The 22,386-nt window shown below is 71.8% G+C and carries 21 protein-coding genes and 1 pseudogene; 14 read left to right on the top strand and 8 right to left on the bottom strand.

The window, feature by feature from the left end; all coding sequences use genetic code 11:
- Window positions 1–30 precede the first annotated feature (30 nt).
- The 3 genes from OHB44_RS26130 to OHB44_RS26140 all read right to left on the bottom strand — a co-directional run bounded on the left by OHB44_RS26130 (window position 31) and on the right by OHB44_RS26140 (window position 1,553).
- On the bottom strand, window positions 31–435 hold the full coding sequence (locus OHB44_RS26130) for a MarR family winged helix-turn-helix transcriptional regulator (RefSeq protein ID WP_330441281.1): 405 nt from the start codon (window positions 433–435) through the stop codon (window positions 31–33).
- Between the two features lie 240 nt (window positions 436–675).
- Window positions 676–1,080, bottom strand: a complete 405-nt coding sequence (locus OHB44_RS26135; RefSeq protein ID WP_167457620.1) for a YjbQ family protein — start codon at window positions 1,078–1,080, stop codon at window positions 676–678.
- A 26-nt stretch (window positions 1,081–1,106) separates the two neighbouring features.
- A complete protein-coding gene (locus OHB44_RS26140) occupies window positions 1,107–1,553 on the bottom strand; it encodes a hypothetical protein (protein WP_238687224.1) in 447 nt (148 codons plus the stop codon).
- Between the two features lie 178 nt (window positions 1,554–1,731).
- On the opposite strand from OHB44_RS26140, the gene aceE reads away from it, so the two are divergent.
- Entirely contained in the window at window positions 1,732–4,470 is a 2,739-nt protein-coding gene (aceE, locus tag OHB44_RS26145) for a pyruvate dehydrogenase (acetyl-transferring), homodimeric type (RefSeq protein WP_210783447.1), read from the top strand.
- A gap of 134 nt (window positions 4,471–4,604) precedes the next feature.
- On the opposite strand, the gene OHB44_RS26150 is transcribed toward aceE, so the two are convergent.
- On the bottom strand, window positions 4,605–5,051 hold the full coding sequence (locus OHB44_RS26150; protein ID WP_210783445.1) for an SRPBCC family protein: 447 nt from the start codon (window positions 5,049–5,051) through the stop codon (window positions 4,605–4,607).
- A gap of 188 nt (window positions 5,052–5,239) precedes the next feature.
- Between OHB44_RS26150 and OHB44_RS26155 the strand changes: the two genes are divergently transcribed.
- Genes OHB44_RS26155 through gltX form a run of 3 tightly spaced genes read left to right on the top strand, consistent with a single transcriptional unit; the run spans window position 5,240 to window position 9,324 of the window.
- Window positions 5,240–6,589, top strand: a complete 1,350-nt coding sequence (locus OHB44_RS26155) for a GH1 family beta-glucosidase (protein WP_330438520.1) — start codon at window positions 5,240–5,242, stop codon at window positions 6,587–6,589.
- Window positions 6,586–7,863, top strand: a complete 1,278-nt coding sequence (locus OHB44_RS26160; RefSeq protein ID WP_238687222.1) for an MFS transporter — start codon at window positions 6,586–6,588, stop codon at window positions 7,861–7,863. The genes OHB44_RS26155 and OHB44_RS26160 overlap by 4 nt, the downstream gene beginning before the upstream one ends.
- 51 nt (window positions 7,864–7,914) lie before the next feature.
- Window positions 7,915–9,324, top strand: coding sequence for a glutamate--tRNA ligase (gltX, locus tag OHB44_RS26165; RefSeq protein WP_330438521.1), 1,410 nt, complete (start codon window positions 7,915–7,917; stop codon window positions 9,322–9,324).
- Window positions 9,325–9,540: 216 nt separating this feature from the next.
- On the opposite strand, the gene OHB44_RS26170 is transcribed toward gltX, so the two are convergent.
- Window positions 9,541–10,158, bottom strand: coding sequence for a copper resistance CopC family protein (locus tag OHB44_RS26170; RefSeq protein ID WP_238687221.1), 618 nt, complete (start codon window positions 10,156–10,158; stop codon window positions 9,541–9,543).
- Window positions 10,159–10,410: 252 nt separating this feature from the next.
- On the opposite strand from OHB44_RS26170, the gene OHB44_RS26175 reads away from it, so the two are divergent.
- Window positions 10,411–11,061 carry a hypothetical protein gene (locus tag OHB44_RS26175; RefSeq protein ID WP_238687220.1) on the top strand — a complete coding sequence of 217 codons (651 nt, stop codon included), beginning with the start codon at window positions 10,411–10,413 and terminating at the stop codon, window positions 11,059–11,061.
- Between the two features lie 124 nt (window positions 11,062–11,185).
- Here the strand turns inward: OHB44_RS26175 and OHB44_RS26180 are convergent, their stop codons facing one another.
- A complete protein-coding gene (locus OHB44_RS26180) occupies window positions 11,186–11,515 on the bottom strand; it encodes a hypothetical protein (RefSeq protein WP_238687219.1) in 330 nt (109 codons plus the stop codon).
- Between the two features lie 313 nt (window positions 11,516–11,828).
- Here OHB44_RS26180 and OHB44_RS26185 point away from each other — a divergent pair, with 313 nt between their 5' ends.
- The 8 genes and pseudogenes from OHB44_RS26185 (at window position 11,829) to fabF (ending at window position 19,484) form a co-directional block, all read left to right on the top strand.
- Window positions 11,829–13,034: a sensor histidine kinase gene (locus tag OHB44_RS26185; RefSeq protein WP_266304775.1), complete on the top strand. Its 1,206-nt coding sequence runs from the start codon at window positions 11,829–11,831 to the stop codon at window positions 13,032–13,034.
- The gene (locus tag OHB44_RS26190; RefSeq protein WP_330438522.1) at window positions 13,031–13,723 is read left to right on the top strand and encodes a response regulator transcription factor; all 693 of its coding nucleotides are present in this window, start codon (window positions 13,031–13,033) and stop codon (window positions 13,721–13,723) included. Before OHB44_RS26185 ends, OHB44_RS26190 begins: the two co-directional genes overlap by 4 nt.
- Before the next feature lie 96 nt (window positions 13,724–13,819).
- Window positions 13,820–14,671, top strand: a complete 852-nt coding sequence (locus tag OHB44_RS26195) for a septum formation family protein (protein ID WP_330438523.1) — start codon at window positions 13,820–13,822, stop codon at window positions 14,669–14,671.
- On the top strand, window positions 14,563–15,984 hold the full coding sequence (locus tag OHB44_RS26200; RefSeq protein ID WP_442932627.1) for a PucR family transcriptional regulator: 1,422 nt from the start codon (window positions 14,563–14,565) through the stop codon (window positions 15,982–15,984). The genes OHB44_RS26195 and OHB44_RS26200 overlap by 109 nt, the downstream gene beginning before the upstream one ends.
- Before the next feature lie 78 nt (window positions 15,985–16,062).
- Window positions 16,063–16,980 (top strand): annotated as a pseudogene (locus OHB44_RS26205) (ACP S-malonyltransferase); the annotation flags it as partial.
- Between the two features lie 5 nt (window positions 16,981–16,985).
- On the top strand, window positions 16,986–17,930 hold the full coding sequence (locus OHB44_RS26210; protein WP_238687214.1) for a beta-ketoacyl-ACP synthase III: 945 nt from the start codon (window positions 16,986–16,988) through the stop codon (window positions 17,928–17,930).
- Window positions 17,931–18,015: 85 nt separating this feature from the next.
- Window positions 18,016–18,255: an acyl carrier protein gene (locus OHB44_RS26215; RefSeq protein WP_030330276.1), complete on the top strand. Its 240-nt coding sequence runs from the start codon at window positions 18,016–18,018 to the stop codon at window positions 18,253–18,255.
- 2 nt (window positions 18,256–18,257) lie between these two features.
- Window positions 18,258–19,484 (top strand): beta-ketoacyl-ACP synthase II, encoded by a 1,227-nt coding sequence (gene fabF / locus OHB44_RS26220; protein WP_124855678.1) that lies wholly within the window; start codon window positions 18,258–18,260, stop codon window positions 19,482–19,484.
- Window positions 19,485–19,534: 50 nt separating this feature from the next.
- On the opposite strand, the gene OHB44_RS26225 is transcribed toward fabF, so the two are convergent.
- Window positions 19,535–19,753, bottom strand: a complete 219-nt coding sequence (locus OHB44_RS26225; RefSeq protein ID WP_238687213.1) for a hypothetical protein — start codon at window positions 19,751–19,753, stop codon at window positions 19,535–19,537.
- Window positions 19,754–19,887: 134 nt separating this feature from the next.
- Here OHB44_RS26225 and OHB44_RS26230 point away from each other — a divergent pair, with 134 nt between their 5' ends.
- Window positions 19,888–20,541: a lipoprotein gene (locus tag OHB44_RS26230; RefSeq protein WP_330438524.1), complete on the top strand. Its 654-nt coding sequence runs from the start codon at window positions 19,888–19,890 to the stop codon at window positions 20,539–20,541.
- Window positions 20,542–20,572: 31 nt separating this feature from the next.
- On the opposite strand, the gene OHB44_RS26235 is transcribed toward OHB44_RS26230, so the two are convergent.
- Window positions 20,573–22,306 (bottom strand): glycoside hydrolase family 3 protein, encoded by a 1,734-nt coding sequence (locus OHB44_RS26235; protein WP_266304772.1) that lies wholly within the window; start codon window positions 22,304–22,306, stop codon window positions 20,573–20,575.
- Window positions 22,307–22,386: the final 80 nt, after the last annotated feature.

Consider the following 22,386-nt stretch of genomic DNA (forward strand, 5'->3'; position numbering starts at 1 on the left):
CCCAGTGGGACACGGCCGGCAGGGGTGCGCTCACTCCGGCCCGAGGGACTCCGGACAGCCGCCGTCGGACACCTTCCAGACCAGGTCACGAAGGGTGCTCAGCTCCTGGTCGCTCAGCCCGGACAGGAGTCGGGAGTCGGACATCACCTCGATCACCCGGGCTCGCACGACGCGACCCTCCTCGGTCACCACCAGCGTCTTCTGCCGCCGGTCCGTCGGGTCGGTGCGGCGCTCGACCAGCCCGGCCTGCTCCAACTTGTCGACCAACACCGTCACGTTCGACCGGTCACAACCCAACTGACCGGCGAGATCCCGGGCCGGCAGCGGGTGGTCCGGGTCCAACTCCCGCAGCGCCCGGGCCGCCGCCGGGGTGAGCCCCACATCGGCGAACGCGGAATCCTGCCGGTGTCGCAACGCGGCGGTGACGTGCGCCATCCGCCGCACCACATCGACGGCGAGACCGGCCCGATCCACCGGACCGCCCACCGCTGAACCCACCTGCCGCGTCACGACCACATCGTACGCAACAGCCCGTCACTGCCAGCTCACCGATCAGGCCAGGACGGGCCAACCCGCGCACCCGCTGCGCCGATCTTGCAGTTTCGGTTGTCCAGATGAGTGGGATGTCCCTTGTGTCGGGACAGTAAGTGCAAGATCGCCGGGACAGGGGCGGGGTTAGGCGGGGAGGAAGGAGAAGCGGACTTGGCGGGTCGGGTTGTCGCCGTTGGTGTCGACGAGGCAGATCGACTGCCAGGTGCCCAGCGCCAGTCGACCGCCGAGCACCGGCAGCGTGGCGTACGGCGGGATGAACGCCGGCAGCACGTGGTCGCGGCCGTGGCCGGGCGAGCCATGTCGGTGCCGCCAGCGGTCCTCGGTGGGGAGCAGGTCGTCCACGGCGCTGAGCAGGTCGTCGTCGGACCCCGACCCGGTCTCGATGATCGCCAGGCCGGCGGTGGCGTGCGGCACGAAGACGTGCAGCAGGCCGTCGCCCTCGCCCGAGACGAACTGCTGGGCCTCGGCGGTGATGTCCCGGACGGTCGGCCGGGACCCGGTCTGGACGGTGATCACGTCGCTGCGCATACGTCGCATTCTGCCGCAGTGCGCGGTCAGGAACTGCCGCCACCGCCACCCGAGTCGCCGCCACCGGACCAGCCGCCACCGGAGTCACCGCCGGACCAGCCCCATCCGGACCAGCCTCCCCCGGAGTCGCCGCTGCCGCCGGCCGGCTCCGTACCGTCGGAGCTGTCGTGGTCACCGTCACGCTGACGGCCGACGTGCCCGCTGCCGGCATCCCCGGCGGGCATCGGGTAGAAGCCGTACCCGCCGCCGTCCGAGTCCGAACGAGGGCGACGACGTCCGGACTGGCCGCTCCGGCGGGCAGCGCGGATCGCGTCCCGCAGCAGGCCCGCGCCGAGCACCGCCACCAGGGCGCCGAGGGCCACCAGTCCGACCATCGGCAGGTTGCCGGAGGCGAGGGCGACCGCGCCGATGACCAGGCCGACCACCCCGACAACGATCATGATCGCGGCGACCGCGACACGGCGTCCGTTCATGGCGGTAACGGTAGGACCGGCGGTCAAACCGCTCAGGTTCCACACGGTCGTCGCGCTAAGTTACCGGCGAGTACCTGTGTTCAGCATCGCGTCGGGGGCACCTAGACGTGACGACGGGTGCCACCAGGGGGCAGGATGGCGCTAGAGACCTATCCCACACACAACCGAGGGAACGCCTGTGGCTACGGAACGCAAGCGCCCGGTGATCAGCGACGGCCTACCGAGCCAGCTTCCGGACATCGACCCTGAAGAGACCAGCGAATGGGTCGAGTCGCTTGACGGTGTCATCGACGAACGCGGGGCCAAACGCGCCCGCTACGTCATGCTGCGCCTGCTGGAGCGGGCCCGTGAGCGCCAGGTCGGGGTTCCGCCCCTGACCACCACCGATTACATCAACACCATCCCGTCGGAGCGCGAGCCCTGGTTCCCGGGTGACGAGCACGTCGAGCGGCGAATCCGGGCGTACGTCCGGTGGAACGCCGCCATGCTGGTGCACCGGGCGCAACGCCCGGAGATCGGCGTCGGCGGGCACATCTCCACCTTCGCCAGCTCGGCCTCGCTCTACGAGGTGGGCTTCAACCACTTCTTCCGGGGCAAGAACCACCCGGGCGGTGGCGACCAGATCTTCTACCAGGGCCACGCCTCCCCCGGCATGTACGCGAGGGCGTTCCTGGAGGGGCGGCTCAGCGAGCACCAGCTCGACGGGTTCCGCCAGGAGCTGTCGCACCCCGGTGGTGGGCTGCCCTCGTACCCGCACCCTCGGCTGATGCCGGACTTCTGGGAGTTCCCCACCGTCTCGATGGGCCTCGGCGGTCTGAACGCGATCTACCAGGCCCGCTTCAACAGGTACCTGCAGCACCGCGGCATCAAGGACACCTCCCAGCAGCACGTCTGGGCGTTCCTCGGCGACGGCGAGATGGACGAGCCGGAGACGCTCGGCGCGATCGGCGTCGCCGCCCGCGAGGAACTGGACAACCTCACCTTCGTGATCAACTGCAACCTGCAGCGGCTGGACGGCCCGGTCCGGGGCAACGGCAAGGTCATGCAGGAGCTGGAGGCGTTCTTCCGGGGTGCCGGCTGGAACGTGATCAAGGTCGTCTGGGGCCGTGAGTGGGACCCGCTGCTCGCCGCGGACACCGACGGCGCGTTGGTCAACCTGATGAACACCACGACCGACGGCGACTACCAGACCTACAAGGCGGAGTCCGGCGCGTACGTGCGGGAGCACTTCTTCGGCCGTGACGCACGGACCCGCAAGATGGTCGAGCCGCTCAGCGACGACGAGATCTGGAACCTCAAGCGGGGTGGGCACGACTACCGCAAGCTCTACGCGGCCTACAAGGCGGCCACCGAGCACACCGGTCAGCCCACTGTCATCCTGGCGAAGACGATCAAGGGTTGGACCCTCGGTTCGCACTTCGAGGGCCGCAACGCGACCCACCAGATGAAGAAGCTGACGCTGGAGGACCTGAAGACCTTCCGCGACCGGCTCTACCTGGACATCCCGGACTCGGCGCTGGAGGACAACCCCTACCTGCCGCCGTACTTCCACCCGGGCGAGAAGTCCGAGGAGCTGGCGTACCTCAAGGAGCGGCGCGAGCAGCTCGGCGGGTACCTGCCGTCCCGGCGCACCAGCACGAAGCGGCTGGCCATCCCCGGCCCGGAGCGGTTCGCCGACATCAAGCGCGGCTCGGGCAAGCAGAAGGTGGCCACCACGCAGGCCTTCGTCCGTCTGCTCAAGGACGTGATGAAGGACAAGGAGTTCGGCAAGCGTTGGGTGCCGATCATCCCGGACGAGGCCCGCACCTTCGGTCTCGACTCGATCTTCCCGACCGCGAAGATCTACTCGCCGCACGGCCAGCGCTACACCTCGGTCGACCGCGAGCTGTTCCTGTCGTACAAGGAGTCGACCTCCGGGCAGATCCTGCACGAGGGGATCAACGAGGCCGGTTCGGTGGCCTCGTTCACCGCGGCCGGCTCGGCGTACGCCACGCACGACGAGCCGATGATCCCGATGTACATCTTCTACTCGATGTTCGGGTTCCAGCGGACCGCCGACGGGCTGTGGGCAGCGGCCGACCAGATGGCCAGGGGCTTCCTGCTCGGCGCCACGGCGGGTCGGACCACGCTCAACGGTGAGGGCCTTCAGCACGAAGACGGGCACTCGCTGCTGATCGCCGCCACCAACCCGGCCGTGGTGGCGTACGACCCGGCGTTCGCGTACGAGATCGCGCACATCCTGGAGCAGGGTCTGCACCGGATGTACGGGGACGCGCAGGAGAACGTCTTCTACTACCTGACGGTCTACAACGAGCCGACGCTGCAGCCGGCCGAGCCGGCCGACGTGGACGTGGAGGGCCTGCTCAAGGGCATCTACCGCTACTCGCCGGCACCGCAGGTCGACGGTCCGAAGGCCAACCTGCTCGCCTCGGGCACCGGGATGCAGTGGGCGCTCAAGGCCCAGCAGCTCCTCGCCCAGGACTGGGGGGTGGGCGCCGATGTCTGGTCGGTGACCTCCTGGACCGAGCTGCGCCGCGACGCGGTGGAGACCGAGGAGTACAACCTCCTCAACCCGGGCGCCGAGGCGAAGGTTCCGTACATCCAGCAGAAGCTGGCCGAGGCGGACGGGCCGAAGATCGCGGTCAGCGACTTCATGCGCGCGGTACCGGATCTGATCGCCCGCTGGGTACCCGGCGACTACACGTCGCTCGGCACCGACGGTTTCGGCATGTCGGACACCCGGCACGCGCTGCGCCGGCACTTCCACGTCGACGCGGAGTCGATCGTGGTGGCCACGCTGCGGCAGCTCGCCCGCAGCGGCGCGGTGGCGACCACGGTGCCGGCCGAGGCCGCCAAGAAGTACGCGATCGACGATGTCAACGCCGCACCGGTCGGCGAGACCGGCGGCGACAGCTGATCCAGCACCACTGAGCAGGGCCCGGCGCATCCGCGCCGGGCCCTTTTCGGTGTACGGAGCGGCGGTGGTCCGGGAGCCCTGGCGGGGATCCGGACCACCGCCGTCGCGGGTGACGCCGGGAGGATGGGCGCTCGTCAGCCGACGGCGGCCAGGTCGGTGAGCCGGGCCAGCGAGTCCTCCAGGTCGGCGCCGACCCGACGCAGTCCGAGGCGCAGCATGGCCGCCTTGACCGGGCCGGCCGGCCAGCGGACCACGATGAGGCGCACGATCGTCCCGCCCTCCTCCTCGTCTCCGGTGAGCTGGACGTAGATCTCGGTGCGCGCCTCCGCCCGAGATCCAGCACCCTTGGCCCGTTCCCGCCAGCCGATCAGCGTCGGCTCCTGGTAGGCGATCACCTCGGCCTCATGCGCCGAGCCGCGCCCTGCCTGGACGAGTTGTCGCCGCCCGAAGCCCTCTCCCGAGAGCACTTCGGCCGCTCGGACCCCGGCCAGCCAGGCCGGCAACTGCTCGGCCCGCTGCACGACATCCCAGACCACTTCAATTGGCGCCGCCACGTGCGCACTGCGTTCCACGAGGATCATTTCCGTCTTTCCTCCGGTGAGGACATCCCACGATATCGGCACTCTATGCGCTAAATCGGACTTACCTGGACGGGTTCGGAAAAAGACACGCCGATCAACCATTGCGGAATGCGTCAGGCCGGCCTATGGCGCATTCATCGAGAGCGCTCTAAAGTCCCGAACACGTTTCACGTTGACCGGGAGGGCGCATGTCGACAGCACCGATGCCCCAGTTCCCCACCGGCTTCCGCTGGGGCGTCTCCACATCGGCCCACCAGATCGAGGGCGCCACCACCGCCGACGGGCGCGGTCCGTCCATCTGGGACACGTTCGCGCACTCCCCCGGGCGGATCAGCGACGGCAGCAGCGGCGAGGTGGCCTGCGACCACTACCACCGGCATACCGAGGACGTCGCGTTGCTGGCCGGCCTGGGCGTCTCCGCGTACCGGTTCTCCATCGCCTGGCCCCGGGTCCAGCCCACCGGATCCGGTCCGGCCAACCCGGTCGGCCTGGACTTCTACGACCGCCTGGTGGACGAGTTGTTGGCCGCCGGCGTCGACCCGGTGGCCACCCTCTATCACTGGGACCTGCCGCAACCCCTCGAAGACGCCGGCGGCTGGCTGCACCGCGACACCGCCGCCCGCTTCGCCGAGTACGCCGAGAAGACCGCCGCCCGGCTCGGCGACCGGGTCCGGCTCTGGATCACCCTCAACGAGCCGTTCATCCACATGAGCCTCGGCTACGGCATGGGCGAACACGCCCCCGGCCGGGCGCTGCTGTTCGACGCCTTCCCGGTCGCCCACCACCAACTGCTCGGGCACGGGCTCGCGGTCGCCGCGCTGCGGGCCCACAGCGCCAGCCCGGTGGCGATCGCCAACAACTACTCGCCGGTGCGGGTGCTCGGTGACCGCGACGCCGACCGGGCCGCCGGGGCGACGTACGAGGCGCTGCACAACCGGCTCTTCACCGACCCGCTGCTCGGCCGCGGCTACCCGGATCTGCCCGGATTCGACCCGAGCGTCATCCACCCCGGCGACCTCGACACGATCGGCGCGCCGATCGACGTGCTCGGAGTCAACTACTACAACCCCACCGGGGTACGGGCTGCCGAGGAGGGTTCACCACTGCCGTTCGACCTCGTGCCGCTGGACGGCTACCCACGCACCGCCTTCGACTGGCCGGTGGCCCCCGACGGGCTACGCGAGCTGCTCGGCTGGCTGCGCGACACCTACGGCGACGCGCTGCCACCCATCGAGATCACCGAGAGCGGCTGCGCGTACGACGACGCGCCCGACGCCGACGGGCAGGTGGCCGACCCGGAGCGGATCGCCTACCTCGACGGGCACCTGCGGGCGGTCCGGGCCGCCGTCGACGACGGGGTGGACGTCCGCGGGTACTTCGTCTGGTCGCTGCTGGACAACTGGGAGTGGGCCGAGGGCTTCACCAAGCGCTTCGGTCTGGTGCACGTCGACTACGCCACCCAGACCCGTACGCCGAAGTCGTCGTACACCTGGTTGCGCGACGTGATCGCGGCCAGCCGGCCGGGGTCGGCGCGGTGACCACCCTCGACCCGACGCCGGCGTCGCTGCCGGCGGCGCTCGCCGAGCCGACGGTGCCGGTGCGGCGCGGCTGGATCGGTCTGATCTTCGCGGCCAACCTCGGCGTGTGGATGGCGTTCTTCACGCCCATCCAGGTGCTGCTGCCGCAGCAGATCGAGCAGATCGCGCCCGGCGACAAGGAGAACATGCTGGCAGTGGTCACCGGCCTCGGTGCGCTGGCAGCGGTGCTGGCCAACCCCCTGGCCGGCGCGTTCTCCGACCGGACCTGCCTGCGGATCGCCGGCCGCGAGTTCGGCCGTCGGCACGTCTGGACGGCGGGCGGGGCCGTGCTCGGCGCGGCCGCCCTGGTGCTGCTGGCCCAGCAACGGACCATCCTCGGCGTCGCCCTCGGCTGGGTCGCCGCGCAGGTCTGCTTCAACGCGATGCTGGCCAGCCTCACCGCCGCCATCCCGGACCGGGTCCCGGTGCGGCAGCGCGGTGGCGTCTCGGGGTGGGTGGGCATCCCGCAGGCGCTCGGGTTGGTGCTCGGCGCGGTGCTGGTCACCGCCGTGGTCACCGGCAACGCCGCCGGCTACCTGGCCATCGCCGTGGCCATCCTGCTGCTGTCACTGCCGTTCGCGCTGTTCACCCCCGACGAACCACTGCCGCGTACCCATCGCCCGGCGATCCGGACGCGGGCGCTGCTCGCCTCGATGTGGATCAGCCCCCGCCGACACCCGGATTTCGCCTGGGCCTGGATCACCCGGTTCCTGGTCCAGCTGGGAAACGCCCTGGGCACCCTCTACCTGCTGTACTTCCTCAGCGACGGGGTGCGCCACCCCGACCCCGAGGGCGGCCTGCTGATCCTGATCCTGCTCTACACGCTCGGCATGATGCTGACCGCTGTGATCGCCGGCCGGATGTCCGACCGTTCCGGCCGCCGCAAGATCTACGTGATCGTCTCCGGGCTGATCATGGCGGTGGCGGCGCTGCTGCTCGCTGTCGCGCCGGTCTGGCCGATGGCGATCGTCGCCGCGCTGCTGCTCGGCGCCGGCTACGGCGTCTACCTCTCGGTGGACGCCGCGTTGATCACCCAGGTGCTGCCCCGGGCCACCGACCGGGCCAAGGACCTGGGGGTCATCAACATCGCCAACTCGGCACCCCAGGTGCTCGGCCCGGCGCTCTCCGCCCCGCTCGTGGTGTACCTGGGCGGCTATCCCACGCTCTACGCGGTCACCGCAGTGGTCACCCTGCTCGGCAGCGCGCTGGTCGTCAAGATCCGCTCCGTCCCCTGAGCAAGGGGGCGGTGGCGGAAAGCAGTCGCGTACCGCCGTAGGCTGGGGGACGTGACAGTACGTGTGCGCTTCGCCCCTTCCCCGACCGGTATGTTCCACGTCGGCGGCGCCCGCTCGGCGCTGCAGAACTGGATCTACGCCAAGCAGCAGGGCGGCGTGTTCGTGCTGCGCATCGAGGACACCGACGCGGCGCGCAACAAGCCCGAGTGGACCGAGGGCATCCTCTCCGCGCTGGACTGGATCGGGATTTCCCGGGGCAGCTACGAGGGCCCGTACTTCCAGTCGGCGAACGCCGGCGAGCACCGGGCCGCCGCAGCGCGCCTGCACGAGTCGGGCCGCGCCTACTACTGCGACTGCACCCGCGAGGACGTGCAGGCCCGCACCGGCTCGCAGTACCAGGGCTACGACGGCTACCACCGCGACCGTGGCCTCGGCCCCGGCCCCGGACACGCCCTGCGCTTCCGTACGCCCGACGAGGGCGCGACGGTTGTGGTCGACCTGATCCGTGGTGAGCCCACCTTCGAGAACAAGCTCATCGAGGACTTCGTCATCGCCCGGGGCGACGGCTCGCCGGTCTTCCTGCTGGCCAACGTCGTCGACGACATGACGATGGGCATCACTCACGTGATTCGGGCCGAGGAGCACCTGCCCAACACCCCCAAGCAGCAGTTGCTCTGGGAAGCCCTCGGGGTCAAGCCGCCGATCTGGGCGCACGTGCCGGTGGTGGTCAACGAGAAGCGGCAGAAGCTCTCCAAGCGCCGGGACAAGGTCGCCCTGGAGGCGTACCGCGACGAGGGTTACCTCGCCGGCGCGATGCGCAACTACCTCATGCTGCTCGGCTGGGCCCCCTCCGGCGACCGGGAGATCGTTCCCTGGTCGGTCATCGAGGACGAGTTCCGGCTGGACGAGGTCAACCTCTCCTCGGCGTTCTTCGACGAGAAGAAGCTGCGGGCGTTCAACGGCGAGTACATTCGCGCGCTGCCGGTGGCCGAGTTCGTCGACGCCTGCCAGCCGTGGCTGACCGGTACCGGAACCATCGCGCCGCCGCCCTGGCAGCCGGAGGAGTTCGACGCCGACGCGTTCGCCGCCGTGGCGCCGCTGGCCCAGACGCGGATCGCGGTTCTCAGCGAGATCGTGCCGAACGTCGACTTCCTCTTCCTGGCCTCGCCGCTGATCGACGAGGCCGCCTGGACCAAGACGATGAAGGACGGTTCCGCCGAGCTGCTGGACGACGCCGTCGCGGCGTTCGAGGCGCTGGAGTCCTGGGACGCCGAGTCGTTGAAGTCGACGCTGGAGGCGGTCGGCGCCGAGCGGGGCCTCAAGCTCGGCAAGACGCAGGCACCGGTACGGGTCGCTGTCACCGGCCGCACCGTCGGTCTGCCGCTGTTCGAGTCGCTGGAGGTGCTCGGTCGCGAGCGCACCCTGACCCGGATGCGCGCCGCCCGCCTGCGCCTGGTCTGACTGTCGCCCGTCAGCTCGTCAGCTCGTCAGCTCGTCAAGAAGACGTCGCCGGCCTAGCTCCGCTTCGCCCTGCCTTTGCTCTGCACCCCAATTTGCACCGGTCGCCGACCGCCGCCGACCGCCGCCGTTCGTCGCCGACCGCCGCCGTCGCATCCGCGGGTGCAGAGCAAAGGATGATGCGCACGCTGCCCACCGGGAGCGGCGAGGATCAGAGGGTTACCGAGCTCGTCGCTGGCGGCGGAACACGAGGCCGGCCCCGAGTGCGGCGAGCAGCAACAGGCCACCGAGCGCCCAGATCCACCAGCGACCGCCGGAGTCGGACCGCTCCGACGCCGCCGGCACCGTGGAGGCCGTCGAACCGCCGGGGGTCGCCGACGCGGGCCCGGCGGAGGGTACGCCGACAGCCGACGCGGCGGCCGAGGGCGAGCCGGCCGGGTTGGTGCTGGCGGCGGCCGACGGCGAGGCGGACGGATCGGCGGCGGTACCGGTGGTGAGGGTGAACCGCACCTCGCCCTTCACCGGGTGCCCGTCGGACGAGGCGAGCTGGTAGCCGACGATGTAGAGCCCGGCGGCGGCCGGCTTGAACGGCACCCGCACTCGACTGCCGTCGAAGGCGGGAGTCCCGCCAGCGACCACATTGTCCGGTCCGGTTATTGTGATCTTCGTCGTAGTTGGTGACGGCTTGGCGAGGAACCGCAGCTCGACCCGGGCGGGCGCCGACGCCACGCGGGCGCCGTCGCGCGGGTTGCTGCCGGTCAGCTGGTTGTGGGCGGCGGCCGGAGTCGCCGGCACCAGAAACGACACACCGAACGCCACGCCGAGCACCACTGGCATGACCCGCACCGTACGTGTAACCCTGCCCCCCATGAACCCCTCCGTAAGGGTACGATCCGCCCGCTGATCAAACGGCTCCTCATTAGTCGAGCAGAGATCGCAGATAGTTCCAATTACTGTTCCGAAAGCTGCAACTCATCGACGTTCTGCGGAGTCTGTAGGAGTGGACGCGACCATCCGGTCGATGCCGCACCGGCAGATCGGTCCAGACGTCACGACGAAGCCATCCATCGAACGGGGCGAGGAGGCGGGATGGTCCGACACATGAGGCGGTTAGCCGCCGTGTTGGCGGGCACGCTGGCGGTGGCACTGCTGTCGCTAGGCACCGCCAGCTCGGCCTCGGCGGCGCCGAAGCCGGCACCCGCCGGAGTGGACATCACCGGCACGGGGCTGTCCGCGCCGCTGCGGTTGCACGCGGACACGGAGCCCGCCCTCGTGGGCGCGGTCATCGACCAGGTCAACTTCCTCGCTCGCACCGGCATGCCGACCGGTCCGAAGGCAGCCAACCTCGGTCCGAAATACACTGTCGTGGTGCTCGCCGGCGAGACGCCGAAGCAGACCTACGACCTCTATCCCAAGGCGATCGGCGGCCCTCGCGTCTTCCGGCCGGCGAAGCAGCCGGACGGCCGCAAGACCAGCGCCGGCTGGTTCCTGGGTCGGCTCAGCATGTCCGAGACCCTGCGCGCCGCCGGTGTGCCGCTGGAGCGGCAGTTCGACACGGTCAGTGGCGGCGCGGGCGGCGGCGAGCGAGTTCTCCCGGAGGACACGCTCGACCCGGCGAAGGACCTCGACGAGGCGCTCGGCGACCTGCAACACCTGCTGCTGCTCAACGTCGGCGTGATGCTGACCATCACGGTCGGCCTCGCCGGGATCGCCCTGCTGATCCGTCGGCGCACGCGCTGAGCCCACGCACGCGCTGAGCCCACGCACGCGCTGAGCCCACGCAGTCGCTGAGCCGACGCAGTCGCTGAGCCGACGCACGCGCTGAGCCGACGCACTCGCTGATCAGCGGGTGCGTCGGTGGTGCTCAGCACCAGCGGCGCGGTGGGCGCTCCCGGCGGGTGGCCCGCGGCCGCGGTCGGACCGCGCCGTGCCGGTGCGCCCCGGCCCAGCCGGGAAGTTCGCTGAGGCAACCAGCGGGAACGTCCGCGTCGGGCTCGGCGAGACCGGCGGGCTCGGCAGAGCGCTGACGCGGCAGCACGGGTTCGTCATCGACGCGCCCGTGCAGTGGCTCGACCGGGTGCGCTGGTGCGCCGCCGACCGGCCGGCGGTGCTTGCCAGCCGCCTGCGGGTCGTGGTGCCCCGGCCGGCAGGGCTCGCCCTGGGCGCAGCCGTGTTCGGCCTCCCCGTGCGCCATCCCCGGTCTCCTCACGCTCGCCTCGCCCCCGGGTGCTCTCCCCGAGGTGCCCTGTCACCGTACTGGCCGGGACCGACGGGCCGCGCGCAGCGTACCCGGGGTCCGGACCGGTCGGTCCTCGAAGAGGCCGCTGAGCGCGGGGGCCGGTTACGCAGTTCACACCTTCTTTTCGCGCAGTTCACCCGGCGAGTCACGGTCGAGGGCCCACCGGCGGTCGGTAAGGGTCCGCGTACCCCTTTCGGCGCATGGCGGTGCGGTCGAGGTCCTCCCCCGGTGGGAGTTCGGCGGACGACGGCTGTGGTGGGATCGGGGCATGCGTGCGCCACCGTGGCTCGACTCCGGCACCCTCGGCCGCGACCTCGTGCTGGCCGGAGCGTCACTGGCCGGTGGCCTGGTGCTGCACGCCCTGGGTTGGCAACCGCAGGTCCGTCCGGACGGGAACGTGCCGTCGGCGCTGTTCCTGCCGCCGCTGGTGGCGGTCTGCGTCGCCGTCGGCCTACGGCGGGTCGCACCACGCGCCAGCCTGGCCGTGGGGACCGGCGCGCTGGTGGTCGACACGGCGCTGGGCAGTTCGCTGGGCACGGTCCTGGTCTACACGCAGGTGCTCTACGACGCCTGCGTGTACGGCCCGCCCCGGCTGTGGCGGTGGTTGCTGCGGATCACCGTGGCGCTGAGCCTGGTCGGGGTGGTCGTCGGCGTGCTCGGGTACGGCCAGTGGCGCGGAGCGGCGCTCGGGGTGCTGGTGGTGCTCGCCGGGGTGCTGCCGGTCCTGACCGGCATCAGTGTGCGGCAGTACCGCGACCAGGCCGCCGCCGAGCGGGCGCGGGCCGAGCAGACCGCCCGGTTGGTCGAGTTGGACCGTCGGCAGGCGGTCAGCGCCGAACGGGCCAGGATGGCCCGGGAGCTGCACGACGTGGTCGCGAACCACCTCAGCGCGGTGGCCATCCACGCCACCGCCGTGCTGTCCGTGCCCGGGTTGGATCGCGGCCAGGTCGAGTCGGCGTTGCGGGTGATCCGGGAGAGCAGCGTGCAGGGGCTGGCGGAGATGCGTCAGATGATCGAGGTGCTGCGCGAGCCGGGCGCCACCGGTGGATCGGCGCCATCGGGTGACGACCCGACCGTGCCGGAGGTGATCAGCGCCCGGCTGGCCGAGGCGGACGGGCTGGTCGACCGGATCCGGGCCGCCGGCTTGGCGGTGCGGGTCCGCACCGACGGCACGCCGGGGCCGCTGCCGGTGGCGGTGGACCTGGCCGCGTACCGGATCGTGCAGGAGTCGTTGACCAACGCGCTCAAGCACGGCACGGGTGAGGCCGACCTGACGATCGCGTACGGGTCGGCGGAGGTGGTGCTGACTGTGGAGAACCCGGTGCGTCGGCACGGGGTCGGTCTGCCGGGCGCCGGGGCCGGGCTGATCGGCATGCGGGAGCGGACCACGCTGCTGGCCGGTCGGATCACCGCGGGGCCGCAGGATGGTCGGTGGCTGGTCCGGGCCGCCCTGCCCACCGGGGAGGTCGGGTGACCGGGCCGTCAGGCCACGCGGGCACGGCGACGGTACGGGTGGTGCTCGCGGACGACCAGCCAGCGGTACGGGCGGGGCTGGCCCTGATCCTGGGTGGCTCGCCGGGCATCGAGGTGGTCGGCGAGGCGGCCGACGGCGACGAGGCGGTGCGGTTGTGTCGGGAGTCGCGCCCGGACGTGGCGGTCCTGGACGTCCGGATGCCCCGCCGGGACGGGATCTCCGCGACCCGGGCCATCGTCGCCGACGGGCTCGCCGACGTGCTGGTGCTCACCACCTTCGACCTCGACGAGTACGTCTTCGGCGCGTTGCGTGCCGGTGCGGCCGGTTTCCTGCTGAAGGACACCGACGCCGACGGCCTGGTGGCGGCGGTGCGGACGGTGGCGCGTGGCGACGGCTTCATCGCCCCCGCGGTGACCCGCCGGTTGATCACCGCCTTCGCGGCCACCACGCCGGGCGCGTCCGCGGCCACCCGGGCCGCGCTGGACACCCTCACCCCACGCGAGCGCGACGTGCTGGCCTGCCTCGGCCTGGGCCTGTCCAACCAGCAGATCGCCGATCGGCTGGTGCTGGCGGAGAGCACCACCAAGACACATGTGAGCCGGATCCTGGCGAAGCTGAGCCTGCGTAGCCGGGTGCAGGCCGCGATCCTGGCCCAGGAGCTGGGGCTGCCCGCTCCCCCACAACCGTGAACCGGTTTCAGTCCACTCCGGACAGGAGGGTGCCGCCCCGCTGCCGTACGCTGCGCGCCACCGGCGTCGATGCCGGCCGCTCAGAATGGGGAAACCGTGCGACGGTGGTGGGGGACGACGATCCTGACGGCGCTGATCGTCGGGACGGGCGGTTGTGACGTCATCCTCGCCGACGAGTCGGCACCGTTGTTCACACCTGAGGCAGGGGTTTGTCACGCCGCCGCCTCCGACGAGCGCAGCCCTGAGGCGTACACGCCGATCCCCTGCTCTTCGAAGCACGAGACGGAGACCTTCCTGGTCGGCCGGTTCGGCGGCGCGGACGCCGCCGCGTCGGCGCCACCGGCGGCCGGCACCGAGGGCAGCGGGCGGGTGTACGAGTCGTGCGACGCCGAGGCCGACTTCTTCCTGGGTGGCGAATGGCGCGAGTCACGGCTGGCGATGCGGGTGCTGATCCCGTCGACGGCGCGCTGGGAGGCGGGCGAACGGTGGTACCGCTGCGACCTGCTGGAGATGCATGCGGTGGACCGGTGGTTCCCGAATCCCCGGGCAAACAGCCTGAGCGGCGCCCTGACCGGTGACTCGCCGCTGCGGCTGAGCTGCTTCACCGAGCCGGAGGAAACCTCCGATGGCCTTGTCAATCTGCCGCCAGCCTCGTGCGTCGGACCGCACACCACCGAGTTCGTCGGCATCTGGCGGGCCGGGCCGGACGTCGAGAAGGTGACCGACGAGATCGTGGACGCGGGGTGCCTGTCGACCATCGCCAGTCATGTCGGACTGTCGGAGAGGACTCTGGGGCGCCGTTTCGAGCCGTTGGCGCTCGCGCCCGAGGGCGAGCCGGAGTGGCAGGCGGGCACGCTCAGCGTGTGGTGTTTCCTCCACAGCACCGATCGGGTGCTCAACGCGTCGGTCAAGGGCGCCGGTCGAACCGTCCTTGCGGCGGCCCGCTGACCGGTGCCGGCGTGGTTGGCCTGCTCACGACGTGTCAGGCTAGGGCGGTGAGCACGCCGGGCGGTGGGGAACTGTCGGCCACGCTGCGTCGGATCGAACGATCGGCGGGGGCGTTGGCCACCTCCAGCGTGGCCCGGATGGACGAGACGCTGCCCTGGTTCCGGGCGTTGCCGGCCGACCAGCGTTCCTGGGTGATGCTGGTGGCCCAGGCGGGCGCGAGGTCGCTGGTGCAGTGGCTGCGCGAGGGCGGCGGCACGGCGGACAGCACCCAGGAGGTCTCGGACGAGGTCTTCGCCGCCGCCCCGCAGGCGCTGGCCCGGTCGATCACCCTCCAGCAGACCGTGGCGTTGATCAAGGTGACGATCGACGTGGTCGAGGAGCAGGTGTCGCACCTGGCCGCTGAGGGCGAGGAGCAGCAGCTACGCGAGGCGGTGCTGCGCTTCTCCCGGGAGATCGCGTTCTCCGCCGCCCGGGTGTACGCGCGGGCCGCCGAGTCGCGCGGCGCCTGGGACGCCCGGTTGCAGGCGCTGCTGGTCGACGCGCTGTTGCGCGGTGACTCGCCGGACGTCCTGGCCAGTCGGGCCGCCGCGCTCGGCTGGGCGGACGCGCCGCCGGTGGCGGTGGCTGTCGGTCGGTCGCCCGGCGGCGAGGTCTCCGCGGTGCTGCACGTGGTCTACCGGCAGGCCCGCCGGATCGGCGTGGAGGTGATCGGCGGCGTCCACGGCGACCGGCTGGTGATCGTGCTGGGTGGCGCACCTGACCCGCTGACCGCCACCGCGAAGCTGCTGAGCGCGTTCGGGGACGGCCCGGTGGTGGTCGGTCCGGCCGTACCGAGCCTCGACGAGGCGACCGAGTCGGCGCGGGCCGCGCTGTCCGGCTTTCGGGCCGCACCGGCCTGGCCGAGCGCGCCCCGGCCGGTGCCGGCCGCGGACCTGCTGCCGGAGCGGGCCCTCGCCGGCGACGCCGAGGCCCGTCGGCGGCTGCGTCACGATGTGTACGCGACGCTGGTGCGCGCCGGAGGGGAACTGCTGGCGACCCTGGACGCCTTCCTGGCCGCCGGTGGCACACTGGAGAGCGCGGCCCGGGCACTGTTCGTGCACCCGAACACGGTGCGCTACCGGTTGCGCCGGATCGCCGAGGTCACCGGGTTCTCGCCACTGTCGCCGCGCGACGCGTTCGCCCTTCAGGTGGCGCTGACCGTGGGTCGGTTGGATCCGGTCGCCCCGCTGGCCTCGCCGGTCCCGACTCAGACAATGACCCCGGCTACCCGGAAATCCGCCCAAACCGAGGATGATCCCCGCCGATCTTTGTAGGAACCCTCCAAAGGTCCTAGTGTGGTTTGGTCGAAGGCGGCACCGCGTTACCCGCCTTTATCCGGGAGAGTCATAGACGTGCTCGCCGTACTTAGTCCCGGCCAGGGTTCTCAGAAACCCGGCTTCCTGACCCCCTGGCTCGACCTGACCGGCACCGAGGCGCGACTGCGCGACTGGTCGGCGTTGGCCGGGGTCGACCTGCTGCACCTGGGCACCAAGGCCGACGCCGACGAGATCAAGGACACCGCCCGCACCCAGCCGTTGCTGGTCGCGGCGGCGTTGCTCGCGGCCGAGCACCTGCCGCTGGACGGCGTCGCGCTCACCGCCGGCCACAGCGTCGGCGAGTTGGGTGCCGCTGCCCTGGCCGGTGTGCTGACGGCCGACGCCGCGATCACCCTGGCCGGTGTCCGCGGCCGGGAGATGGCCGCCGCGTGCGCCCTGGAGCCGACCGGAATGGCCGCGGTTCTCGGTGGTGACCCCGACGAGGTGATCGCCGCGATCGAGGCGAACGGGCTCTACCCGGCCAACCGCAACGGCGCTGGGCAGATCGTCGCCGCGGGCGCCCTGGACGGGCTCGACAAGCTCGCCGCCGCGCCGCCCGCACGGACCCGGATCATCCGGCTCCAGGTGGCCGGCGCGTTCCACACCCCGTACATGGCTCCGGCCGAGACCGCGCTCGCCGCGGAGGCCGCCGGGATCACCCCCGCCGACCCGGCCCGGACCCTGCTGTCGAACCTCGACGGCACCGCCGTCGACAACGGCGCGGCCATGGTGCAGCGCCTCGTTCGTCAGGTCACCGCGCCGGTGCGCTGGGACCTGTGCATGCGTACGCTGGCCGACCTCGGGGTCACCGGCGTGATCGAGCTGCCCCCGGCCGGCACCCTCGCCGGCCTGGTCAAGCGGGAACTCAAGGGCGACGGCGCCCCGGAGATCGTCACCCTCAACACCCCGGACGACCTGCCGGCCGCACGGGACCTGATCGCCCGTATCGGAGGTCGTTCATGACTGGCAGTCGCATCGTCTCGATGGGGCACTACCAGCCCTCCCGGGTGGTGACCAACGACGACATCGCCCAGCTCGTCGACACCAACGACGAGTGGATTCGCGACCGGGTCGGCATCGTCAGCCGGCGGATCGCCGACACTGAGACGGTCGCCGACATGGCCGCCGCGGCTGCCGGCAAGGCGCTGGCCAACTCGGGCCTGACCGCCGCCGACATCGACCTGGTAGTGGTCGCCACCTGCTCCTCCATCGATCGCAGCCCCAACGTGGCCTGCCGGGTCGCCGCCAAGCTGGGCATCACCGCCCCCGGCGCGTTCGACCTCAACACCGCCTGCTCGGGCTTCGCGTACGCGCTGGGCACCGTCGACCACGCCATCCGGGCCGGGGCGTCGCGCAACGCGATCGTCATCGGCGCGGAGAAGCTGTCGGACTTCACCGACTGGACCGACCGTTCCACCTGCATCATCTTCGCGGACGGCGCCGGTGCCGCCGTGGTCTCCGCCACCGCCGACGACGAGCCGACCGGGATCGGCCCAGTCGTCTGGGGTTCGGTGCCGGACAAGAGCGACGCGGTCCGCATCGAGGGTTGGCGCCCGTACATCCAGCAGGAGGGGCAGGCGGTGTTCCGCTGGGCCACCACCGCTATCGCGCCGCTCGCGCTGCAGGCCTGCGAGCGGGCCGGGGTCGACCCGTCGGAGCTGGCCGCGTTCGTGCCGCACCAGGCCAACGCCAGGATCATCGACGGCATCGCCAAGCGGCTCAACATCCCCGACGCGATCATCGCGAAGGACATCGTCGAGTCCGGCAACACCTCCGCGGCGAGCGTGCCGCTGGCCCTGTCCAAGCTGGTCGAGCGCCGGGAGGTGCCCTCGGGCGCACCGGTGCTGCTGTTCGGCTTCGGCGGTGGCCTGACCTACGCCGGTCAGGTCGTCCGCTGCCCCTGATGACCCCCTCGGGCGCGTACGCGTCCAGGAGTGGCGGTCGGCGACGCCGACCGCCGGAGAACCCCGATGAAAGGAACCAACCGCAATGACCCGTGACGAGATCACCACCGGCCTCGCCGAGATCCTCGAAGAGGTTGCCGGGGTGAACCCGGACGACGTGGCCGAGGGGAAGTCCTTCACCGACGACCTCGACGTCGACTCGCTCTCCATGGTTGAGGTCGTTGTCGCGGCCGAGGAGAAGTTCGGCGTCAAGATCCCGGACAACGAGGTGCAGAACCTCAAGACCGTCGGCGACGCTGTCAGCTACATCGCGGCGCAGTCCTGATCATGAGTCGTCCAGACGTCGTCGTCACCGGGCTCGGCGCGACGACCCCGCTTGGCGGGGACGTCGCGTCGACCTGGGACGCCATGCTCGCCGGCCGCTCCGGGGTGAGTGCCCTCACCCAGGAGTGGGCCGAGCAACTGCCGGTCCGGATCGCCGCCCAACTGGCCGTGGAGCCGTCCGAGGTGCTGGACCGGGTCCGCCTGCGCCGCCTGGATCGTTCCGAGGCGATCGCGATCATCGCGGCGCAGCAGGCCTGGGCGGACGCCGGCCTCGCCGGTTCCGACCTTGACGGGGAGCGGTTGGCCGTCAGCGTCGGCTCCGGCATCGGCGGTGCCACCACCCTGCTCGCCCAGGACGACATCCTGGAGGCGTCCGGGCCACGGCGGGTCTCCCCGCACACCATCCCGATGCTGATGCCGAACGGTCCGGCCGCCTGGGTCGGGCTGGAGCTGGGCGCCAAGGCCGGCGTGCACTCGGTGGCCAGCGCCTGCGCCACCGGCGCCGAGGCGATCGCCCTCGGCCTTGACATCATCCGCTCCGGCCGGGCCGACGTGGTGGTGGCCGGCGGCACCGAGGCGGTCATCCACCCCCTGCCGATCGCCGGCTTCAGCTCGATGCGGGCCATGTCCACCCGCAACGACGACCCGGAGCGGGCCTCCCGCCCGTGGGACCGGGGCCGGGACGGCTTCGTCCTCGGCGAGGGCGCCGGCATCGTGGTGCTGGAGCGGGCCGAGCACGCCGCGGCCCGGGGCGCCCGGGTGTACGCGCGCCTCGCCGGCGCCGGCATCACCTCCGACGCGTACGACATCGTGCAGCCGCACGCCGAGGGCGAGGGCGCCATCCGGGCCATCGCCAAGGCGATCGCCGACGCGGACGTGGCCAAGCGGGACATCGTGCACGTCAACGCGCACGCCACCTCGACTCCGGTCGGGGACATGCTGGAGATCGGTGGGCTGCACAAGGCGCTCGGCGACCACCCGGTGCTGTCCGCGACGAAGTCGATGACCGGTCACCTGCTCGGTGCTGCCGGTGCGCTGGAGTCGATCGCCACCATCCTGGCGATCCGCGACAGTGTCGTCCCTCCGACGATCAACCTCGACGACCCGGAGCCAGGCCTCACCCTGGATGTCGCCGCGCACAAGGCCCGCCACATGGAGATCCCGGCCGCGTTGAACAACGCGTTCGGCTTCGGCGGCCACAACGTGGCGCTGGTCTTCGCCCGCCCCTGAGATCCCGCGAAAGGGCCCCTCCTCGTCGAGAGGAGGAGCCCTTTCGTCGTTCAGCCTCGGTTGCGGGGGTGCTGCTTCGCGGTGCGCTCGTTGCCGTGGCGGTAGTTGCCGGTCCAGCGGGCCATCACCAACTGCGGGTCGTCGTCGACCTCGGCCAGGAACTCCGCGGCCCGAGCGCCGCGCAGCGTGCCGGCGACCCGGCCGTGGTGGGTGATCACCACAGTGCCGTCCGCCCGTTGCTCGTGCCGGAATCCTGCTGCCGCTCCCATGGGCTGAGGCTGTCAGACCGACCGGCGCGGGGGCGACCGGATTTCCGTCGCGCGGGCCCACGATCCCGATTGACGTCGAGAGACCGCACGGCTTAGATGGGCCGACTGAAGATCGACTGACGGGGATCACCACGATGGACACTCGCACCCTGGTCGCCGTGTCGACGGCGCTCACCCTCGGCCTGCTGGCCGGCTGCGGCGACGACGCTGCCGCTCCCGCCGGGCCCGCGGCCGGCGGCCCGGCCCCACAGGCCACTGGCGAGCCCTGGTACGACGAGACGACCCCGGCCTCGCCCGGCGGCACCAGTTCCCCCTGCCCGGTACCGGTGACGTTTCCGCTGGCCGATGGGTGGGCGGCGAAGGCGATCGAGCCTCCCAAGGGTGAGCTGGCCGAACAGGTCGGCGAGGCGCTCACCAAGCGCGGCGGCAGCACCGTGCGCTGCGAGGTGGACGGCCGCTCGGCCGGCGGCGGATTCCTGCGGATCTGGGCGGCGGACTCGCCGACCGTCACGCCGCGCGCCGCGCTGGAGAGTTTCGCCGCCGGGGCCGGCGAGACAGTCGCCGGTCAACAGTTCCGCGACCTCCGCGCCGGCGGCTTCGACGCCACCGAGACGACCTGGCTCGCCACCAGTCCGCTGACCGAGGAGGAGTCGCGGAACTGGGCGCTGGCCGTCCAGTCCGCAGGGCAGACGCTGGTCTTCACTGTCAGCGAGGGGCTGATCACCGAGCGGGCGGACGTGCTGCCGGCGTACCGGCTCGCGGTGCGAGGGCTCGCGAAGAGCGAGTGAGGTGGGCGCGAAGCCGCCGGCGTCCGGTCGGTCAGGTGCCACAGGTCGTCGCGGGCAGTCCGGGAACGGCCACCGGGGACCGGCCACCCGGCCGGGCCTTGCCGGCGAGCACGGCGGCCAGGGCGGTCATCGAGGCACGGCTGGAGGAGTACGTGGCCAACAGCGTCGGTGACTTCGCGTCGCCCAGCACGTACGGCGTGTCCATGGCGACGGTGATCGCCGCGTCGGGACTCAGGTCCTTGGCGCCGTCGCCGTATCCCACCAGGTGCACGATGGTGCCGCCGCTGGGCTTGACCTGCACCCCGGCGGCGGTCAACGCGGCGGTGAGCGCGGCCCGGGTGCCGTCCCGACCGCCGGACGAGGTGACGGTGACCGGCCCGCGTACCGCCTTGCCGCAGGCGCCGCGCAGCACCGTGACGGCGGCGGCGGCCAGCGCGTCGGCCGCCGCCCGGTGCGCCGGGGTGTTGAGCGTGGACATCTGCGCCGCCGGCAACTCCGCGAGCTTGAACTTCATGGTCAGCACCCGGGTGACCGCCTCGACCAGCCGGGTCCGGGGCAGCGATCCGCCGCGCAGCGCGGCGAGCAGCCCGTCGTACGCCTGACCGACGTTCGGGGTCATCAGGATGAGGTCGTTACCGGCGTTGAGCGCCCGGACCGCCGCCTCGCCGGGAGCCCAGCGCATCGCGGGCGGCATGTTCATCCCGTCGGTGATCACCACGCCCTTGAAGCCGAGTTGGCCGCGCAGGACATCGGTGAGCAGCTTGTGCGAGAACGTCGCCGGGGTCCCCGGGTCGATCGTGCGCGCGTCCAGGTGACCGGACATCACCGCCATCGCGCCCGCGTCCATCCCGGCGGTGAACGGCGGCCACGCGCCGCTCCGCAACGCCGCGGCGGACTGGGTCAGCACCGGAAGGTCCTTGTGCGAGTCGTCGGCGCTGTGGCCGTGCCCGGGGAAGTGCTTCAGGGTGGCCGCGACCCCGACCGCCTGGAGCCCACGGACCGCGCCGCCCACCTGCGCCGCGGCCTGCTTCGGGTCGGCGCCGTACGACCGGGAGCCGATCACGGCGCTGCGGGTGGCCAGCACGTCGGCCACCGGAGCGAAGTCGATGTTGATGCCCATCGCGGCCAACTCGGCGCCGGCGGCCCGCCAGGCGGCCTCGGTGAGCTTCGGGTCACCGGCCGCGCCGGCCGCGAGGGCGCTGGGCAGCACTGTGACCCCGTCGGTCACGCGGGTGACGACGCCGTACTCCTGGTCGGTGCCGATGAGCAGCGGCGCCGAACCGGCGGCGAGCCGACCGGCGGCGGTCCGCAGCCCGGTGGTGAGTTCGTGGACCTGCTTGGGGTTGTCGACGTTGGTGGTTTCCTGGTTGCCCTTTGTCGGGTCGTCGGCGCTGAAGCCGACCAGGATCAGACCACCCAGTCGGTACTTGGCGATCATGTCGGCGGGGGTGTCCACCCCGGCGAGGGCCTGGTTACCGGCCGCCGAGCCGGCGGAGACCTTCGTCGCCGAGTCGCCGTAGGCGTACGGCATCAGCACCTGGCCGACCAGATCTTCGTCGGACAGCGTCGCCACCAGCGCGGCGGCGCGGCCGGCGGGGTCGCTGGCCGGCGGCGCCGCCGGGACGCTCGGGCCCGCGGACGTGGCGACCGGGCTGGGCGTCGGCGTGGGGCGCTCCGGGTCACCTGAGCAGCCGGAGACGAGCAGGGCGGTCAGGGCGGCGACAGCGACACTGGCGCGCCACGGGCGATTCGACACGCCGCCCATCCCACCAGCTTCTCCCTTATCGGGGCAACTTGACCTTACCGGTCGTCACCGGTGCGACGGCCCACGGCCAGCGGCCCGCC

This window comes from Micromonospora sp. NBC_00821 (genome assembly GCF_036347035.1).
In the GTDB taxonomy this organism is placed as follows: domain Bacteria; phylum Actinomycetota; class Actinomycetes; order Mycobacteriales; family Micromonosporaceae; genus Micromonospora; species Micromonospora hortensis.

Bases quoted from the DNA above. Each gene is read 5' to 3' on its own strand.
- OHB44_RS26150 (WP_210783445.1), bottom strand. From the start codon at position 5,051: ATGATCCTCGTGGAACGCAGTGCGCACGTGGCGGCGCCAATTGAAGTG.
- OHB44_RS26225 (WP_238687213.1), bottom strand. From the start codon at position 19,753: ATGGGAGCGGCAGCAGGATTCCGGCACGAGCAACGGGCGGACGGCACT.
- OHB44_RS26135 (WP_167457620.1), bottom strand. From the start codon at position 1,080: ATGCGCAGCGACGTGATCACCGTCCAGACCGGGTCCCGGCCGACCGTC.
- OHB44_RS26210 (WP_238687214.1), top strand. From the start codon at position 16,986: ATGACTGGCAGTCGCATCGTCTCGATGGGGCACTACCAGCCCTCCCGG.
- OHB44_RS26155 (WP_330438520.1), top strand. From the start codon at position 5,240: ATGTCGACAGCACCGATGCCCCAGTTCCCCACCGGCTTCCGCTGGGGC.
- OHB44_RS26130 (WP_330441281.1), bottom strand. From the start codon at position 435: ATGGCGCACGTCACCGCCGCGTTGCGACACCGGCAGGATTCCGCGTTC.
- OHB44_RS26170 (WP_238687221.1), bottom strand. From the start codon at position 10,158: ATGCCAGTGGTGCTCGGCGTGGCGTTCGGTGTGTCGTTTCTGGTGCCG.
- fabF (WP_124855678.1), top strand. From the start codon at position 18,258: ATGAGTCGTCCAGACGTCGTCGTCACCGGGCTCGGCGCGACGACCCCG.
- OHB44_RS26175 (WP_238687220.1), top strand. From the start codon at position 10,411: ATGGTCCGACACATGAGGCGGTTAGCCGCCGTGTTGGCGGGCACGCTG.
- OHB44_RS26235 (WP_266304772.1), bottom strand. From the start codon at position 22,306: ATGGGCGGCGTGTCGAATCGCCCGTGGCGCGCCAGTGTCGCTGTCGCC.
- OHB44_RS26140 (WP_238687224.1), bottom strand. From the start codon at position 1,553: ATGAACGGACGCCGTGTCGCGGTCGCCGCGATCATGATCGTTGTCGGG.
- OHB44_RS26180 (WP_238687219.1), bottom strand. From the start codon at position 11,515: ATGGCGCACGGGGAGGCCGAACACGGCTGCGCCCAGGGCGAGCCCTGC.
- OHB44_RS26185 (WP_266304775.1), top strand. From the start codon at position 11,829: ATGCGTGCGCCACCGTGGCTCGACTCCGGCACCCTCGGCCGCGACCTC.
- OHB44_RS26215 (WP_030330276.1), top strand. From the start codon at position 18,016: ATGACCCGTGACGAGATCACCACCGGCCTCGCCGAGATCCTCGAAGAG.
- OHB44_RS26230 (WP_330438524.1), top strand. From the start codon at position 19,888: ATGGACACTCGCACCCTGGTCGCCGTGTCGACGGCGCTCACCCTCGGC.